Source organism: Gemmobacter aquaticus (genome assembly GCF_007859075.1).
GTDB classification, from domain to species: domain Bacteria; phylum Pseudomonadota; class Alphaproteobacteria; order Rhodobacterales; family Rhodobacteraceae; genus Gemmobacter; species Gemmobacter aquaticus.
The window spans coordinates 58,047-74,081 of the sequence record NZ_VOAK01000001.1 but is presented as its reverse complement, the minus strand read 5'-3'; the positions used below and the strand labels follow the sequence as shown (position 1 = coordinate 74,081).

The 16,035-nt window shown below is 64.6% G+C and carries 16 protein-coding genes; 6 read left to right on the top strand and 10 right to left on the bottom strand.

The window, feature by feature from the left end; all coding sequences use genetic code 11:
* Positions 1-25: 25 nt before the first annotated feature.
* Genes fmt through def (FQU74_RS00325) form a run of 3 tightly spaced genes read right to left on the bottom strand, consistent with a single transcriptional unit; the run spans position 26 to position 1,941 of the window.
* A complete protein-coding gene (gene fmt, locus FQU74_RS00335; protein WP_146284263.1) occupies positions 26-922 on the bottom strand; it encodes a methionyl-tRNA formyltransferase in 897 nt (298 codons plus the stop codon).
* On the bottom strand, positions 919-1,422 hold the full coding sequence (def, locus tag FQU74_RS00330; RefSeq protein WP_146284262.1) for a peptide deformylase: 504 nt from the start codon (positions 1,420-1,422) through the stop codon (positions 919-921). Before def (FQU74_RS00330) ends, fmt begins: the two co-directional genes overlap by 4 nt.
* Positions 1,423-1,941, bottom strand: a complete 519-nt coding sequence (gene def, locus FQU74_RS00325; RefSeq protein WP_146284261.1) for a peptide deformylase — start codon at positions 1,939-1,941, stop codon at positions 1,423-1,425. It lies immediately after the preceding gene.
* Positions 1,942-2,236: 295 nt separating this feature from the next.
* On the opposite strand from def (FQU74_RS00325), the gene FQU74_RS00320 reads away from it, so the two are divergent.
* The gene (locus FQU74_RS00320; RefSeq protein WP_146284260.1) at positions 2,237-3,433 is read left to right on the top strand and encodes a MalY/PatB family protein; all 1,197 of its coding nucleotides are present in this window, start codon (positions 2,237-2,239) and stop codon (positions 3,431-3,433) included.
* A gap of 42 nt (positions 3,434-3,475) precedes the next feature.
* Here FQU74_RS00320 and FQU74_RS00315 read toward each other — a convergent pair whose 3' ends face one another.
* Entirely contained in the window at positions 3,476-4,369 is an 894-nt protein-coding gene (locus FQU74_RS00315; RefSeq protein WP_146284259.1) for a choline sulfate utilization transcriptional regulator, read from the bottom strand.
* Positions 4,370-4,472: 103 nt separating this feature from the next.
* Between FQU74_RS00315 and choX the strand changes: the two genes are divergently transcribed.
* The 5 genes from choX (at position 4,473) to FQU74_RS00290 (ending at position 11,076) form a co-directional block, all read left to right on the top strand.
* Complete coding sequence (gene choX, locus FQU74_RS00310; RefSeq protein ID WP_146284257.1) at positions 4,473-5,417, top strand: choline ABC transporter substrate-binding protein; 945 nt, start codon at positions 4,473-4,475, stop codon at positions 5,415-5,417.
* A 17-nt stretch (positions 5,418-5,434) separates the two neighbouring features.
* Positions 5,435-6,949, top strand: a complete 1,515-nt coding sequence (betC, locus tag FQU74_RS00305) for a choline-sulfatase (protein ID WP_146284256.1) — start codon at positions 5,435-5,437, stop codon at positions 6,947-6,949.
* A 151-nt stretch (positions 6,950-7,100) separates the two neighbouring features.
* Positions 7,101-8,738: a GMC family oxidoreductase gene (locus FQU74_RS00300; RefSeq protein ID WP_146284253.1), complete on the top strand. Its 1,638-nt coding sequence runs from the start codon at positions 7,101-7,103 to the stop codon at positions 8,736-8,738.
* On the top strand, positions 8,735-10,465 hold the full coding sequence (locus FQU74_RS00295) for an aldehyde dehydrogenase family protein (protein ID WP_146284251.1): 1,731 nt from the start codon (positions 8,735-8,737) through the stop codon (positions 10,463-10,465). Before FQU74_RS00300 ends, FQU74_RS00295 begins: the two co-directional genes overlap by 4 nt.
* A complete protein-coding gene (locus FQU74_RS00290; protein WP_158635493.1) occupies positions 10,462-11,076 on the top strand; it encodes a TetR/AcrR family transcriptional regulator in 615 nt (204 codons plus the stop codon). The genes FQU74_RS00295 and FQU74_RS00290 overlap by 4 nt, the downstream gene beginning before the upstream one ends.
* Positions 11,077-11,123: 47 nt before the next feature.
* Here the strand turns inward: FQU74_RS00290 and FQU74_RS00285 are convergent, their stop codons facing one another.
* Genes FQU74_RS00285 through FQU74_RS00260 form a run of 6 tightly spaced genes read right to left on the bottom strand, consistent with a single transcriptional unit; the run spans position 11,124 to position 16,033 of the window.
* Positions 11,124-11,528, bottom strand: a complete 405-nt coding sequence (locus tag FQU74_RS00285; protein WP_146284247.1) for a c-type cytochrome — start codon at positions 11,526-11,528, stop codon at positions 11,124-11,126.
* A gap of 11 nt (positions 11,529-11,539) precedes the next feature.
* Positions 11,540-12,445 carry an FAD:protein FMN transferase gene (locus FQU74_RS00280; RefSeq protein WP_188781609.1) on the bottom strand — a complete coding sequence of 302 codons (906 nt, stop codon included), beginning with the start codon at positions 12,443-12,445 and terminating at the stop codon, positions 11,540-11,542.
* A gap of 4 nt (positions 12,446-12,449) precedes the next feature.
* The gene (locus FQU74_RS00275) at positions 12,450-13,022 is read right to left on the bottom strand and encodes a nitrous oxide reductase accessory protein NosL (protein ID WP_146284245.1); all 573 of its coding nucleotides are present in this window, start codon (positions 13,020-13,022) and stop codon (positions 12,450-12,452) included.
* Positions 13,019-13,840 (bottom strand): ABC transporter permease, encoded by an 822-nt coding sequence (locus FQU74_RS00270; protein ID WP_188781611.1) that lies wholly within the window; start codon positions 13,838-13,840, stop codon positions 13,019-13,021. The genes FQU74_RS00275 and FQU74_RS00270 overlap by 4 nt, the downstream gene beginning before the upstream one ends.
* On the bottom strand, positions 13,840-14,739 hold the full coding sequence (locus FQU74_RS00265) for an ABC transporter ATP-binding protein (RefSeq protein WP_146284241.1): 900 nt from the start codon (positions 14,737-14,739) through the stop codon (positions 13,840-13,842). Before FQU74_RS00265 ends, FQU74_RS00270 begins: the two co-directional genes overlap by 1 nt.
* Entirely contained in the window at positions 14,705-16,033 is a 1,329-nt protein-coding gene (locus FQU74_RS00260) for a nitrous oxide reductase family maturation protein NosD (RefSeq protein WP_146284239.1), read from the bottom strand. The genes FQU74_RS00265 and FQU74_RS00260 overlap by 35 nt, the downstream gene beginning before the upstream one ends.
* Positions 16,034-16,035 lie beyond the last annotated feature (2 nt).

The window sequence follows — 16,035 nt, the reverse complement described above, 5'->3', positions numbered from 1 at the left end:
GGCAAGGGAAATCGCGGCAGGCCTGTCAGCCCAACCGGTCGGGCAGGGCAAAGCCGCGCAGGAAATCCTCGGGCGCCATCGCGCGCTTGCCTTCCCGTTGGGCGAGCGTGACCTCAACCGCGCCGCTGCCGCAGGCGATGCGCAATCCACCCAGCACTTCCCCCGGCGCGCCCTGCCCCTCGGCAAGCCGGGAGGCCAGCAGTTTCACCCGCTCACCCGCAACCTCGCACCATGCGCCGGGATGCGGAGAGAGGCCGCGGATCAGCCGATCGACCTCGACCGCCGGGCGGGACCAATCGATGCGCGCCTCGGCCTTGTCGATCTTGCTGGCATAGGTCACGCCCGCATCGGGCTGAGGCTGCGGCGAAAGGTCGGCGAGATGGTCAAGCGTCTGAAGGATCAGCCGCGCACCCATGGAGGACAGGCGGTCATGCAATGCTCCCGTCGTTTCCGCGGCCCCGATCGGGGTCGCCTCGCGCAGCAGAACCGGGCCGGTATCGAGCCCGGCCTCCATCTGCATGATGCAGATGCCGGTTTCCGCATCGCCCGCCATGATCGCCCGATGAATCGGTGCCGCCCCCCGCCAGCGCGGCAAGAGCGAGGCATGGATGTTCAGGCAACCGTGGCGGGGGGCATCCAGCACCGCCTGCGGCAGGATCAGCCCATAGGCCACGACCACAGCGACATCAGCCCCGAGTGCCGCGAACTCTGCCTGCGCCTCGGCCCCTTTGAGCGAGATCGGGTGACGAACGGGCAGGCCCAACTCTTCGGCCTTTGCCTGCACGGGCGAGGGGCGATCCTTCTTGCCCCGGCCCGCCGGGCGGGGTGGCTGGGAATAGACACAGACCACCTCATGCGCGCGCGCCAAGGCCTCGAGCACTGGCACCGAAAAATCGGGCGTGCCCATGAACACGACCCTCATCCGCGCTTCCTCTGCTTTTCGGCCTTTGCGATCAGCATCTTGCGCTTGAGGGGCTTCAGGTGGTCGAAATACATCCGGCCATTGATGTGGTCGATCTGGTGCTGCACGCTGGTCGCCCAGAGGCCGACAAAATCGCGCTCTTCGATCTCGCCGTTGGCGTTCAGAAACCGCACGGTGACCGCGCGTGGACGGCTGATTGTGGCCGAGACGCCGGGAAGGTTCGGGCTCGCCTCCTCATGCTCGCGGAACTGGACGCTGGCATGCAGGACCTCGGGGTTCGCCATCAGCACGGCCTGTCCCCGCTCTTCGCTGCAATCGACGACAGCGAGCCGCAGCATGACGCCGATCTGCGGTGCGCCAAGGCCATAGCCCGGCATCGCCTCCATCGTGTCGACCATGTCGCGCCAGATCGCGCGCACATCATTCGTGATCGCCTCGACAGGGGCAGCGGGGGTTTGCAGGCGTTTGTCAGGCCATTGCAGGCAGGGCCGGGGCGCCATTCAAGCCTGCCGCGCGCGTTCGCGCTTCAGCTTTTCCATCTTGCGGGTGATCATCTGACGCTTGAGCGGACCCAGAAAGTCGATGAACAGCTTGCCGTTCAGGTGGTCAATCTCGTGCTGAACGCAGGTCGCCCAAAGGCCCGCGAACTGTTCTTCCTGCGTGCTGCCGTCCAGCGCCAGCCAGCGCACGCGCACTTCCGCCGGACGATCCACTTCGGCATATTGCTCGGGGATCGAGAGGCAGCCTTCCTCATAGGTCGACAGGTCCTCGGATGCCCAGGTGATCTCGGGGTTCAGCATGACCAGCGGACGATGCGGTTCCGGGTCCTTGGCGCAGTCCAGAACGATGATACGGCGCATCACGCCGATCTGCGGCGCGGCAAGACCCACGCCGGGCGCGTCATACATGGTTTCCAGCATGTCGTCGGCCAAGGCCACGATATCGGGCGTGATGTCCGCCACAGGCTCGCAGGGCTTTCTGAGACGCGGGTCGGGATGGATCAGGATAGAACGCTTCATGGCCCTGATTTACGCGCTTGACCCGCGCCACGCAATGCTGCGCGCATCGAGGTTGGCGCGGGAGACGAATGGGACAGATTCCCTGAGCTGAACAATGAGGGCGGCATAGACCAGGATAAACTCCCCGCAATGGCAGAGATTGAATTACAAAATCTCGTAAAGTCACACATGTCCGCGAACTTATCCCCAATTCATCGCAATTATTTCCCGCAGATCCCATCAAAGCTACACTGCCGCATATGCCTTGCGCCCCGGTTTGGCCGCGCTAGGCTGCGTGCGACACAAAGAGGACGACATGACCAAACAAGGCTTTCCTGCGCCGGATTTCGACGAATCCATCAACCGCGTCGGAACCCATTCCTCGAAATGGGACACGATGGAACGCCTCTATGGCGTTTCCGCCGAGGATGGCATCGCGATGTGGGTGGCCGACATGGACTTCCGCCCGCCGAACTGCGTGCAGCGTGCAATCGAGAAGATGGCAGCCCACGGCATCTATGGCTACTATGGGGATGACGCCGAATATCTGGCCGCGATCCACTGGTGGATGAAAACCCGCCATGGCTGGACGGTGCCGACCGAGGCGATTTTTACCACGCATGGTTTGGTCAATGGCACAGCGATCTGTGTCGATGCCTTTACTCAGCCCGGTGATGGCGTCCTGCTGATGACCCCGGTCTATCATGCTTTTGCCCGCGTGATCCGCGGCGCAGGGCGTGACGTTGTCGAATGCCCGCTCGACGTGACCGACGGCCGTTATACCTTTGATGCCGCCGACTGGCAGGCACGGATCACACCAAAGACGCGGATGATGATCCTGTGCTCGCCGCACAATCCCGGTGGCCGGGTCTGGTCGCAAGCCGAGCTGCGCGCCGTTGCGGACTTTTGCGTGAAGAATGACCTGATCCTCGTCTCGGACGAGATCCATCACGATCTGGTCTTTCCGGGCCAGAAGCACATCCCCATGCCGCTGGCCGCGCCCGATATTCAGGACCGGCTGGTGGTGATGACGGCAACCACCAAGACCTTCAACATCGCCGGAGCCCATTCGGGTAACGTGATCATCCCCGACCCGAAGCTGCGTGAACGCTTTGCCGCGCGGATGAATGCGCTTGGGATCTCGGCCAACTCGTTCGGCTTGTTCATGGCGACCGCAGCCTATAGCCCCGAAGGCGCGGCCTGGGTCGATGCCCTGACCAGCTACCTCGACGGCAATCGGCGGCTCTTTGACGAAGGTGTCAACGCGATCCCCGGATTGCGCTCCATGCCGCTTGAGGCGACCTACCTCGCCTGGGTCGATTTCGCAGGCACCGGCATGACCACGGCCGAGTTTATCGGGCGGGTGCAGAAGGGCGCACGCATCGCCGCCAACCACGGCGCCACCTTTGGCCTTGGCGGCGAGAGCTTCCTGCGCTTCAACCTCGCCACGCCCCGCGCCCGCGTCGAGCAGGCCGTCGAGCGGCTGCGGCTGGCCTTTGGCGATCTGCAGTAACGCCCTGACTTTCCCCCGCGTCCTACCGGCGGCGCGGGGGCATCAGCCACATGGTGGAACCTCTGCCTCGGCGAGCAGCCACTGCCAGAGCGCCTCGGCCCCTGCATCGCGCGGCATGCGCGATACGAGGAAGTATCCGCGGTCCGGCATTGCAAGTTCCGGCCCGGCTTCAACCAACTGCCCACCGACCAGCAACCGGTCGACAAGCCCGCGCCAGCCGAGTGCCACCCCCTGCCCCGCAAGCGCAGCCTCGATCACCAGCGAGTAGGTGTTGAACCGCATTTCGCCTTTGGCACGAGCCAGTTCGCGGTCCGGGCGGTGCGCGCGAAGATAGCTCGCCCAGTCAAACCAGACCGATTGCTGCAGGGCATCCAGATGCACCAACGGCGCGTCAGACAATACCCCCTCCGCCCGTCCATCGCGCAACGCGGGCGCGCAGACGGGCACGACAACCTCGGGCATCAATTGCACCGCGTCAGGCCCCAGATCACTGCGGGCACCAAAGACCACGGCCATCTCGCCCTCGCCAAGCGCCTTTGCGTCGACGTGCTGAACCGCCACGATCTGCAACTCGATCCCCGGAAAGGCCGCGCGAAAATGGTGCAGACGTGGCATCAGCCACAGGCTTGAAAAGGCGTAGTCGGTATAAAGCTGCAGTCCCCGGCGCGCTGGTGCGGACCGCAGGGCCGCGGCCAGATCGTCCACCTGCATGACGCTGCGGGACAGGATGTCATGCAAGGCACGCCCCTCCGGCGTCAGGTCCACCCCGCGGCTTCGGCGGCGTAGCAGGGTGCAGCCGAACTCTGCCTCGGCGCGGCGGATCTGATAGCTGACGGCGGGTTGGGTAATGTTCAGGCGCGCAGCCGCCTCCGACAGGTTGCCCAGCCGTCCGACCTCCACAAACACCCTGATCCATCCCAGGTCAACCGGCCGCATAAGGCATAAACCCTCTTTATGACAAACATAAACACAATCAGGCTACTCAGGACAACATGTCTCATTTCTCATAAGGGAATAAAATATCAAACAGGGAACCCGCATGACCACTTCATTTGCATTGCGCACGGGGCTTTCCGTGGCACTTCTCCTCTCTGCAACCGCGACTGCCCGTGCCGATGACGCCTCCTGCGCGGCTATCCGGCTTTCAGATCCCGGCTGGACCGACATCACCGCGACCAATGGTGTGGCCTCGGTCGTGGCCTCGGCCCTCGGCTATGCGCCTGACGTCAAGACGCTTTCGGTCCCGATCGGCTATGAGTCGATGAAGAACGGCGAGATCGATGTCTTTCTGGGCAACTGGATGCCCGCCCAACAGCACTTCATCGATGACCTGACCAAGGCTGATGCCATCGAGCATCTGGTGCAGAACCTGACCGGGGCCAAGTTCACGCTGGCCGTACCCACGGCGACGGCTGCCACGGGCGTGAAGGACTTCGCCGACCTCGCCGCGAACGCCGAAGCGTTCGATCAGACGATCTACGGCATCGAATCCGGTGCCCCCGCGAATGCCAGCATCCAGAAGATGATCGACAGCAACGACTTCGGGCTGAAGGACTGGACGCTGGTGGAATCGGGCGAGCAGGCGATGCTCGCGCAGGTGGAACGCGCGGTGAAGGACGGCAAGGGTATCGTGTTCCTGGCCTGGGCGCCCCATCCGATGAACACGAACTTCGACCTGACCTACCTGTCTGGCGGGGACGCCTATTTCGGGCCTGACTTCGGTGGGGCGCAGGTGCACACCCTTGCCCGCAAGGGCTGGCCCGCCGCTTGCCCGAATGCCGCCAAGCTCTTCACCAACCTCGTGTTTGAGGTCGACATGGAAAACGAGCTGATGGGCGCCATCCTCGGCGGAACCGACTCACGTGAGGCCGCGACCGCCTGGATCAAGGCCCATCCCGAAGTGCTGGGACCTTGGCTTGATGGCGTGACCACGCTGGACGGACAGCCCGGCGAGGCGGCGGTAAAGGCCGCGCTCGGACTCTGAAGACGACAGGCCGGACCATGGACAACCGCCCCAATATCCTCGTCATCATGGTGGATCAGGCCAATGGGACACTGTTCCCTGATGGTCCGGCCCCTTTCCTGCACACACCGAATCTGAAACGGCTGGCACGGCAATCGGTGCGCTTTGCCAATACCTATACCGCGAGCCCGCTCTGTGCGCCTGCGCGTGCCTCGTTCATGTCCGGCCAGTTGCCAAGCCGGACCCGTGTCTATGACAACGCGGCCGAATTCGCATCGGACATTCCGACATTCGCCCATCACCTGCGCCGCGCGGGGTATGCGACCACGCTTGCCGGGAAGATGCATTTCGTCGGCCCCGATCAGCTGCACGGCTTTGAGGAGCGCCTGACGACCGACATCTATCCGGCGGATTTTGGCTGGACCCCTGATTACACCAAGCCAGGCGAGCGGATCGACTGGTGGTATCACAATCTTGGTTCGGTCACCGGGGCGGGAGTCGCCGAGATCACCAACCAGATGGAATATGACGATGAGGTTGCCTATCACGCGACCCGCAAGCTCTATGACCTGTCGCGCAGGCAGGACGGGCGGCCATGGTGCCTGACCGTCTCCTTCACCCATCCGCATGATCCCTATGTCGCGCGCCGCCGGTTCTGGGACCTTTATGAGGAAAGCCCCGCGCTTGAGCCCGAGGTCCCCCCCCTCGCCTTCGAGGACCACGACCCGCAATCACGCCGGATTCTGGAATCCTGTGACTTCCGCGCCTTTGACATCACACCCGAACAGGTGCGCCGCGCCCGGCAGGGCTACTTCGCCTCGATCAGTTACATCGATGAGAAGATCGGCGATATCCTTGATGTGCTGGAGCGGGGCCGGATGGCCGACAACACCGCGATCCTCTTTGTCTCGGACCACGGCGACATGCTTGGGGAGCGGGGCCTGTGGTTCAAGATGAACTTCTTTGAAGGCTCGGCCCGCGTTCCGTTGATGATCGCGGCACCCGGATGGGCGCCGGGGCGGATCGACACACCGGTTTCCACCCTTGATGTGGCGCCCACCCTGGCGGCGCTGGCGGGCATCGACATCTCCACCCTCTCGCGCTGGACGGACGGCGTCGATCTGACGCCAGTGGCCAAAGGTGCTGACCGCGCACCGGTCCCGATGGAGTATGCGGCAGAGTCAACAGTGGCGCCAACCGTGTGCCTGCGGGATGGCCGCTGGAAGCTGATGCTGTGCGCGGTCGACCCGCCGATGCTCTACGACCTGGAGACTGACCCGCATGAGCTGGTGAACCTCGCCGCCGACCCCGAACATGCCGCGACGCTTGAACGGCTGGCCGCGCAGGCGATGGCACGTTGGGATCTGGCTGCATTTGATGCCGATGTGCGCGAAAGCCAGGCACGGCGATGGGCTGTCTATGACGCGCTGCGCAATGGCGCCTACTTCCCTTGGGACTATCAACCGCTGCAGCGCGCGTCCGAGCGCTACATGCGCAATCACATGGACCTGAATGTGCTGGAGGAAAACCAGCGCTATCCACGCGGCGAATGATCCACCGGGCGGGCCATTGGTCCGCCCATTTCATCCGCCGCAACGTCACAAGACTTGCCTGCAATAAAATTCTGGACAGTTGTTCAGCGTAAGTGCTGTGCTCGCGCTCGGATGGTGCCAAGGCGCGCCGGAGGGGGAAGAGGCACGCGGCATGGACGCGCAGGATTTCGACTTTGTCATCGTCGGCGGCGGTTCGGCCGGGGCAACGCTGGCCGCACGCCTCAGCGAGGACCCAGCCTGCCGCGTCTGTCTGCTTGAGGCCGGGGGACGCGGGGATCACATCCTGATCCGCGCGCCGGCGGGCGCGGTGGGGATGCTGCCGGGCTACGGCCGGATCTCCAACTGGGCCTATCACACGACGCCGCAACCCGGCCTGAATGGCAGGCGGGGCTACCAGCCGCGTGGCCGGGCGCTTGGCGGTTCAAGCGCGATCAATGCGATGCTCTACATCCGCGGCCACCGCGCGGACTATGATCATTGGGCGGCGCTAGGCTGCACCGGATGGTCCTGGGACGAATGCCTGCCCTGGTTCCGCAAGTCTGAAAACAACGCGAATGGCGCCGACGCCCATCATGGCGCGGATGGTCCGCTGCATGTGTCTGACCAGAAGTCTCCGCGACCGATCAGCCGGGCCTTCGTGCAGGCAGCCACCGAATGCGGCCACCCCGAACGGCTGGATTTCAACACAGGCGAGCATGAAGGCGCAGGCCTCTATCAGGTCACGCAGTTCCACGATGCGGCGCGCAATGGCGAACGCTGCTCGGCTGCCGCAGGCTATTTGCTGCCGGTCATGAGCGGGCGGTCCAATCTGCGGGTCATCACCGGCGCACATGCCACAGGCATTGTGATGGAGGGACGCCGCGCGACCGGCGTGGCCTATCGCCACAAGGGGGCGGATCGTCGCGTCACCGCGCGGCGTGAGGTCATACTGGCAGCCGGGGCTCTCGTCTCACCCCAGCTTCTGATGCTCTCGGGGATCGGGCCAGCCGCCGAAATCCGGCGCCATGGGCTGGCGGTGGTCCACGACCTTCCCGACGTTGGCCAGAACCTGCAGGACCATCTGGATGTCATTCTGGCCTGCAAGACGCGCGACACCGACACCTTCGGGATCGGGTTTGCCGCCGCGCGGCGCATCCTGGGCCACATCCGCCGCTGGCGCCACGACGGCACCGGGATGATCGCCACGCCCTTTGCCGAGGGTGCGGCCTTTCTGAAAACCGACCCGGCGCTTGACCGCCCTGACATCCAGATGCATTTCGTCATCGGCATCGTCGACGACCATGCGCGCAAGCTACATCCCGGCTATGGCTACAGCCTGCATGTCTGCGCGCTACGCCCCCATAGCCGGGGCGAGGTCTTCCTGCAAAGCGCAGATCCGCTGGCCGCCCCCGGCATCGACCCGCGCTACCTGTCAGACCCGCAGGATCTTGCGACGACGATCAAGGGCGCCCGAATGGCGCAAGACATCCTTTCGGCCCCCGCCATGGCGCGGTATCGCCACAAGGACCTGTTTGGCCGGCACGCCGGCATGTCCGACGCGGAATGGGAAGATCACATCCGCGCCCGCGCCGACACAATCTACCACCCGGTCGGAACCTGCCGGATGGGCGTGGATGACAGGTCGGTTGTTGACCCTGCGCTGCGGGTGCGCGGTGTGGCGGGGCTTCGCGTTGTCGATGCCTCGATCATGCCGACGCTGATCAGCGGAAACACCAATGCCCCGACGATCATGATCGCCGAACGTGCGGCCGACATGATCCGCCAAGAGACCGGAAAGACCGCCCGATGAACACGCATGCCCCCATTCCCGAAATTGCCGCGCTCGAATCTGCCTTGGCGGATCTGGCGGGGGCGAAGGATGACTGGGCCCAATCGCCGGATGCCGCCCGCATCGCCGTGCTGCGCGAGATCCGCGACCACGTCATGCAGGTGGCCGAAGGCTGGGTGGACACCGCCGGACGGCACAAGGGGCTTCCCGCCGGCTCGCGTTATCTGGGCGAGGAATGGACCTCGGGGCCCTATGCGCTGCTCACGGCCTGCGATGCGCTGATCCGCACCCTGTCTGCCATGCCCGGAAAGGCCTTCCTCACCCCACTCAGAAAGCGGCAGACGGCAACGGGCCAGCTGGCGGTGCGCGTGCTGCCGCAGGATCTGCGCGAACGTGTGCTCTTTTCCGGTGTTACAGCCGAGGTCTGGATGGAGCCGGGCATCACCGTCGATACTCTGCCCGACCACACTGCCACGGCCTATGACACCCCCGCAGACGGGAGGCGCGGCAAGGTTGCGCTGGTTCTGGGCGCGGGCAATATCGCGTCCATCGCGCCCCTTGATGTGTTCCACAAGCTTTTCAACGAGCATCAGGTGGTGATCCTGAAAATGAACCCGGTCAACGACTACCTGACCGAATATCTCGAGGCTGCGCTGCGTCCGCTGATCCGCCTGAATGCCCTGCGCATCGTCAAGGGCGGCGGCGATGTCGGAGGCTATCTCTGCAATCACCCCCTTGTCGACGAGATCCACATCACGGGCGCGGCGGCGACACATGATGTCATCGTCTGGGGGCCGGGGCCCGAGGGGATTGCGAACAAGGCCGCAGGTACGCCGAGGATCACAAAGCGCGTCACCTCTGAACTGGGCGCGGTCTGCCCGACCATCGTGGTGCCGGGGCCTTGGACTGCGGCAGATCTGCGCTTTCAGGCCGAGCATATCGCGACGCAAAAGCTGCATAACTCGGGCTTCAACTGCATTGCTTGCCAGATGCTGATCCTGCCCAAGGACTGGTCGCTGACGGAAGCGCTGATGGGACAGGTGCGCGAGGTGATGCGCGCCCTGCCGCCGCGCCCGGCCTATTACCCCGGCGCCGAAGCCCGCATGTCAGGATTTGCAGCCCACGGCACACAGGCAGAACGGTTTGATCGCGGCGCAGCACCCGCCTGTGTGGTTGTCCCGGTCGATGCGTCATCGGATCCCTCGTTCACCCAGACCGAGGTCTTTGCCCCTGCTCTGTCTACCCACGAGATTGGCGGGACCGATCCGGCCGACTATCTGCTGCGCGCCATTCGCCATGCGAACGAGGCGCTGCACGGCACCCTTGGCGCCAATATCCTGATCCACCCCGACACAATCCAGCAGATCGGGAGGCGGCGGTTCGAAGAGATGGTGGGCGGCCTGCGCTATGGCGCGATTGCGATCAATGCCTGGACCGGGCTCGCCTTCCTGATCGCGGCCTGCCCCTGGGGGGCCTTCCCCGGCCACAGGCTCGACGATGTCGGCAGCGGCATCGGCTTTGCCCATAACAGCGTCATGTTTGACCGGCCTGAGCGCACGGTCATCACCGGCCCCTGGCGGCCTTTCCCGAGGTCGATCCTCCACGGTCGGCCCGATTTCCTGCCGCGTCCGCCATGGTTCGTCACCAACCGCCGCCAGCATGTCATCGGCAGGCTGTTGACCAGCTTTCAGCACCGCCCCCGCTGGTTCAAGCTGCCCCGCATCCTGCTGAATGCCCTGCGCGGATGACGCACGCCCTGCCCAAACATTCCGACGGTCTGCAAAAGGTCGACCGCCGCCGCGCCCGCAAGGACGATATCGCTGATGCGGCAATCGAGGTCTTGAAGCAGTTGGGCTATGCCCAGACCAGCCTGCGCGACATTGCAGCCCAATGTGGTGTCGCCGTTGGAACACTGCATTATCATTTCGCCGACAAGGCCGCGCTGATGGATTTCTGTCTGCGCCGCTACAAGGCAGGCTTTCTTGCCGAGATAGGTGATATTCTTGACGCAGAGATGCCCGATGGCGCAGCCCTCGCCGCACTGATCGAGCGGCTCGCGCAAGCGATCGGGCGGGACGCGCACGCGCATCGCCTGTGGTACGACATCCGCACACAGGCGATGTTCGAGCGCAGGTTCGAGGCGGTTGTGGCCGAGATCGAGGCCGATATGGTCGAATTTGTCCGACGTCTGTTTGGGCGCCTCGGGCTGCCACATGAGCAAGCGATGACGTTCTATCTGCAGCTGGACGCCATGTTTCGATATCACTTGCAAAGACATCTCGCCGGGGATGCGGCGGCGACCGAAGGGTTCAAGGCGCAGGTGGCGCAGCTGATGTCCCTACACCGCAGGCAAGGTTGAACCGCAGTGCCGGGCGTGTCGCCCCGCCCCGGCACTGCAATTCCGCATCATTTCAGCGTCGCCAGATAAGCGGCCATATCCTCGCCACCCTTGGTCAGCTTGAAGGTCATCTTGGTCTTGGCCTTGTCGTCGCCCGTCACCTTCTTCAGGAAAGCGCCGGGGTCAGCGACATATTCGGCGACCAGCGCCTCATTCCAGACGACACCTTTTTCCTTGGCCTCAAGGATCCCCTCACCATATTTGAAATCGGGCGACGAGGCGACGGGCTTGCCAACGATGCCGAAGAGGTTCGGGCCGGTCTTGCCGCCTTTCTGGATATCCGTGCCGTCTGCCCCGATGATCGAGTGGCAGGCCTTGCACTTCTTGAAGTCGGCCTCGCCTTTGGCGGCGTCGCCGGCATAGGCGGGAACCGCCAGACACATGGAAATGAGGATGGCAGTGCGCAACAGCATGGCATGTCCTTTCATGCAGGCAGAAGGGATTCGATCGTCACATCGGCAAAGTGGTCGCAGACGGCGTCTGCCTCGGCCTTGACTTTCGTCAGGCAAAGGGCGGTTGACAGCGCATCGGCCAGTGCGGCCTGTGGCGCGGTGACTGAAACGGCGCGCCAAGCCGAGGGTTCCGGCTGACCCGTGCGAGGATCGAGGATATGGCCGCACCGCCCCTCGGGGTCGAAGGTCGTCCCCAGCGGGGCCGAGGTGGCCAGTGCCCGCCCCTGCAACCCGACCTCGCCGCCTTGCGCCAGCCTGACGGGCCAGACGCCACCACCGGGCCTGCCGCCCAAGGCGCGAAGCTCTCCTGTATCGATCAGGACGTCGAACAACCCCTCGGCCTCCAGCAGGGCCGCGACACGATCTGCCACATAGCCTTGTGCGATGCCGTTCAGCGTCAGCGCCATTCCGGGCTCAATCACGACCGCACCGGTATCGACGCGAACGCGGCTCCAACCGGTCAGGGCAAGCGCGGCTTCGATCTCGGATTGCGTGGGACGGCGGCCGGCGATCGCAGCCTCAGCCCAGGTTTCCCACAGGCGTTGCACAGTCGGATCGAACAACCCGCCACTCGCCACATGGACCGACCCGGCCAGCGTCAGGCATTCGAGCAGTTCGAACGGCGGCGCATCCAGCCGACCGGCGGCATTGAGCCGGGCTAGCGCGCTGTCGGGGCGATAAAGGCTGAACACGCCTTCCAGCCGATCAATCTCGGTCGCCGCGCGTGTCGTGATCGCCACGGCGTCAGGATGGGTGATCCGGATCGTCGCGCGTGCACCCATGGCCGCGCCGGTCCATACATGAGGTGAAGCGGCGGCTCGTCGCGGCAAGGCCACTGCCGCCGCCGAGATGGTCAGAAATCTGCGCCGGTTCAACATGGTCTTACCCCTCGTTTCGCTGCGACAAGGCGCGCAGGCGGCCTTTGAAATCGTCGTCATCCGTGGAATCCCCCGCCGGATCGACATCCGCAACCGGTGCGATCACCGCAGAATCCGGCACCTTGGACAGATCCATCACGGCGCCGCCGTGCTGATCGGCGAAGGCCCGGGCGAACGAGGCATCCGAAAACGGGACCAATTCGGGCGCGCCCATGCCACCTTCGCGCGTCGACCCCACGACATAGTACGCAGTCCGCGCGTCGATCCAGTTTGCCGCGCCCGGCTCCTCCCATGTCGCGCCCGCCGCACCCATGTCATTGACCCATATGGCAAGAATGGTGTGACTTTGCTCGGGCAGGCGCGAATAGGCGATGGCGTCGCGTACCTGGCTGAAGAACAGAGGCGCACCGGGCAAACCATCAAGATGCACCTGCGCCTTGGGGCCGGGATGTTCGGTCAGGTTCATCTGGCAATAGTGCCCGATCGCCTCGTCGGTCAACCTGACCGGATCGACCGCCTGGGCGACCTCTTCACGGCATGCGACGAGCATCAGCATCAGGATCAGCGCGCGCTTCATGGCGTCACCTTGCGGAAAGCGCTCGTGGCAAGGGCCAGCGCGACCAGTGGCCAGAGCGCCACCGACAGCGCCGATTGCCACAGCGGGATCGCCGCAGCGGCGCCACCAACGCCCGAAGCCGCCGCCGTCGCGTCGGATGCCGAAAGGTTGAACAGGCGGAACGCATCGGCCGGATTGGCAAGCAGCGCGACCGGGAACAGATCTGTGGTGAACCAGCCGCCATCATCGGCGACGACCGCCGCCAGCAGCCCGAGATCATAGAGCACCACCAGCCCAAGCCATAGCCCGATCGCCAGCCCCGCCGCACCCGATGGCCGCCTTGCCAGCGCCGAAAGTGCATAGCCTGCGCCGAGGAAGGTCGCCCCCAGCAGGACCGAGGTCCAGCCCAGACGCCACAACGCCGGCAGCCCTGCCATCGCATCGGGATCGACCGCCAGCGCCGCCGCCGCCGCGATACCGTAGCCTACTCCCACAGCCAACGCGAGGATCGCGACATGGGCCGCGAGCTTGCCCAGAACGATCTCGACCCGCGCGACCGGATAGGTCAGCAGCAGGGGCAGCGTACCGCGCTCGACCTCTCCTGCGATGGCATCAAAGCTCATCAGCAGGGCCAGAAGCGGCACCAGATAGACGGCAAGCGAGGTCAGCGAGGCGACGGTAACCGACAGTCGGTCAACGCCCAGCCCGCCCGTAGGCGCCGAGCCTGCGGCGGAAAGCACCAGCGCGAACAGCGTCATCAGCACGATGGCGATGGCAACCCAACGATTGCGCAGCGCAATACGGAATTCGGTTCCCGCGGTCGCAAGGATACGATGCATCATTGCCCCTCTCTCTGGCTGAAGTGGCTGTAGATGTCTTCAAGACTGGGCGGGACCACATCGATATCCGCCACCTTCGTCCCGAAATCGGCAATGCGGGCCAGCATCGAGAGCTTGCTTTCCTGTGCGCAGGTCAGGTGCAGCAGGCCTGCGGCATCGATCCGGGCGCCAGGCAAGGCCTCGGCCAGCGTATTGGCGTAGCCGTTTCGTGCCGTGACCGTCATCGCAACCGGCAGGGCGGCCACGCGGCGCAGATCCGCCAGCGTGCCCTCTGCCACCAGACGACCGCGCGCCAGGATCAGGATACGGTCGGTGCGCGCCTCGACCTCGGTCAGGGCATGTGACGACAGAAGGATCGACGCCCCCTCGGCTGCAAGCCCGTCAAGAAGCGCGTAGAAGTCGCGCCTCGACACCGGATCAAGCCCGCTCGTCGGTTCATCCAGGACCAACAATTTCGGATGCCCGATCAGCGCCTGCGCAAGGCCCACGCGCTGGCGCATCCCCTTGGAATAGGTACCTATGCGCCGCCGCGCCGCATGGCCAAGACCCACGCGACCCAGCAGCGACAGCGCCTGCGACGGGCTTTCGCCGCGCAGGCGAAGGTAGTGGCGCAACTGCTCTTCGCCCGTCAGCGCGGGATGGAAGGCTGCGTTTTCCGGCAGATAGGCCACGCCTGCGCGCGCACCGGCGGAACCCGGCGCCGCGCCCAGCACCTCAACCTTGCCCGAGGTGGCGGGGATCAGCCCGAGGATGATCTTCATCATCGTCGACTTGCCGGCACCATTATGCCCCAGCAGGGCCACGCGCTGCCCCGGCGCCACCGTCAGCGACACGTCGGTCAGGGCGGCGACGCCGTCGAAGCGCTTAGTGAGTGACGAGATTTTCAGGGTCGATGTCATTGTAATCACCTTTCGCCCAACGCCCTGCCGCCTCGGCCTCATAAGCGAGGATCTCGGCCGGTACGGGAATATCGAGCGGGGCAATCAGCGGGTAACTGTCCGTTACGCCGCCAGGGAGTGTCGCGGGGAAGCTGGCCTGCGACCAGCGGATCAGTTGCACCGCCGGGGCGCCGGTCAAAAGGGCGGCGGCGGGTTGCGACCACAGGATGTGGTCCATCAGGTCATTGGGGCGAAAGACCCCATCGGCAATACCGTCGCCATTCAGATCAAATGCCGGATGGTCGGACCAGAAGTTGCCGCGCCCTTCGAAACTCCATTCGACATGGCGGGTGCCGACGTATTTCACCTGCTCGCGGTTCGACAGGAAGGCATTTCCGGTCAGCACGTTGCGTTCGGACCCCGCGGTGAAATGCACCCCGATCCCGCAGTCCTGAAAGCGGTTGTCGTAGATCAGGTTCTTGTGTGCGTTGTAGATGAACAGGCACTTCTTCGCACCACCACGCACGAGATTGCCTGACACATCGGCACTGTTGGCATAGTTCAGCATCAGCCCGTGCTCGCGGTCACCGAGCGAAAGGTTGTTCAGAACCTGCACGCGATCCGAGAACATGATGGCAAAGCCCAGATGGTTGCCGATGCTGATGTTGCCCGAGACCTCGGAGTCGTGCGTGTACATGTAGTGCACGGCAAAACGCAGGTCGCGGAACAGGTTGTTGCGATAGGTGCCCTTGCGCGACGTGTTGGAAAAGATCCCATCACGCCCATATCGAACCGAATTGCCCTCGACCACCGTGCCGGGGCTGTTCCAGATGTAGATCCCGTTGCCACGCTCGTTCATGCGGGCGTTCTGACGGCCGATGATTTCGTTGTTCGCCACCCGCACGTCGCGACCGCCATGCACGTCGATGCCGTGCATGTTGTCCTGCAGCAGCAGGTTCTCGATCACTGCGCGGTCGGCGCCCTTGAGGATCTTCACGCCCGCGTCAAGCTGCTGGTTCATCGCCCCCGATCCGGTGACGGCAAAGCCCTGAAGCGTCACATCGGGCGAAGTGATGGTGATGACCGAGCCGTGCCCCTGCCCGTCCACGACGGCGCCGCGCGCGCCCCGCACCGTCAGCGGCCGGTCGATCGTGACGGGGCCCGTGTAGGCCCCGTCGGTCAGCACAAGCACATCGCCGGGAGCAGCCCCGGCGATGGCGCTGGCAAGGCTGCCCTGCCCCGGCGGGACATGCCGCTCCGCCGCCCCCGCCATCGGGGCGACAAGCAGTGCAAGGGCAAGGGCAAGCCGCTTCATGG

Excerpts from the sequence above, each read along its gene's own strand:
- FQU74_RS00285 (WP_146284247.1), bottom strand. The coding sequence starts at position 11,528 with ATGCTGTTGCGCACTGCCATCCTCATTTCCATGTGTCTGGCGGTTCCC.
- FQU74_RS00275 (WP_146284245.1), bottom strand. The coding sequence starts at position 13,022 with ATGAAGCGCGCGCTGATCCTGATGCTGATGCTCGTCGCATGCCGTGAA.
- fmt (WP_146284263.1), bottom strand. The coding sequence starts at position 922 with ATGAGGGTCGTGTTCATGGGCACGCCCGATTTTTCGGTGCCAGTGCTC.
- FQU74_RS00320 (WP_146284260.1), top strand. The coding sequence starts at position 2,237 with ATGACCAAACAAGGCTTTCCTGCGCCGGATTTCGACGAATCCATCAAC.
- FQU74_RS00265 (WP_146284241.1), bottom strand. The coding sequence starts at position 14,739 with ATGACATCGACCCTGAAAATCTCGTCACTCACTAAGCGCTTCGACGGC.
- def (WP_146284261.1), bottom strand. The coding sequence starts at position 1,941 with ATGAAGCGTTCTATCCTGATCCATCCCGACCCGCGTCTCAGAAAGCCC.
- FQU74_RS00315 (WP_146284259.1), bottom strand. The coding sequence starts at position 4,369 with ATGCGGCCGGTTGACCTGGGATGGATCAGGGTGTTTGTGGAGGTCGGA.
- FQU74_RS00290 (WP_158635493.1), top strand. The coding sequence starts at position 10,462 with ATGACGCACGCCCTGCCCAAACATTCCGACGGTCTGCAAAAGGTCGAC.
- choX (WP_146284257.1), top strand. The coding sequence starts at position 4,473 with ATGACCACTTCATTTGCATTGCGCACGGGGCTTTCCGTGGCACTTCTC.
- def (WP_146284262.1), bottom strand. The coding sequence starts at position 1,422 with ATGGCGCCCCGGCCCTGCCTGCAATGGCCTGACAAACGCCTGCAAACC.
- FQU74_RS00300 (WP_146284253.1), top strand. The coding sequence starts at position 7,101 with ATGGACGCGCAGGATTTCGACTTTGTCATCGTCGGCGGCGGTTCGGCC.
- FQU74_RS00260 (WP_146284239.1), bottom strand. The coding sequence starts at position 16,033 with ATGAAGCGGCTTGCCCTTGCCCTTGCACTGCTTGTCGCCCCGATGGCG.
- betC (WP_146284256.1), top strand. The coding sequence starts at position 5,435 with ATGGACAACCGCCCCAATATCCTCGTCATCATGGTGGATCAGGCCAAT.
- FQU74_RS00295 (WP_146284251.1), top strand. The coding sequence starts at position 8,735 with ATGAACACGCATGCCCCCATTCCCGAAATTGCCGCGCTCGAATCTGCC.
- FQU74_RS00280 (WP_188781609.1), bottom strand. The coding sequence starts at position 12,445 with ATGTTGAACCGGCGCAGATTTCTGACCATCTCGGCGGCGGCAGTGGCC.
- FQU74_RS00270 (WP_188781611.1), bottom strand. The coding sequence starts at position 13,840 with ATGCATCGTATCCTTGCGACCGCGGGAACCGAATTCCGTATTGCGCTG.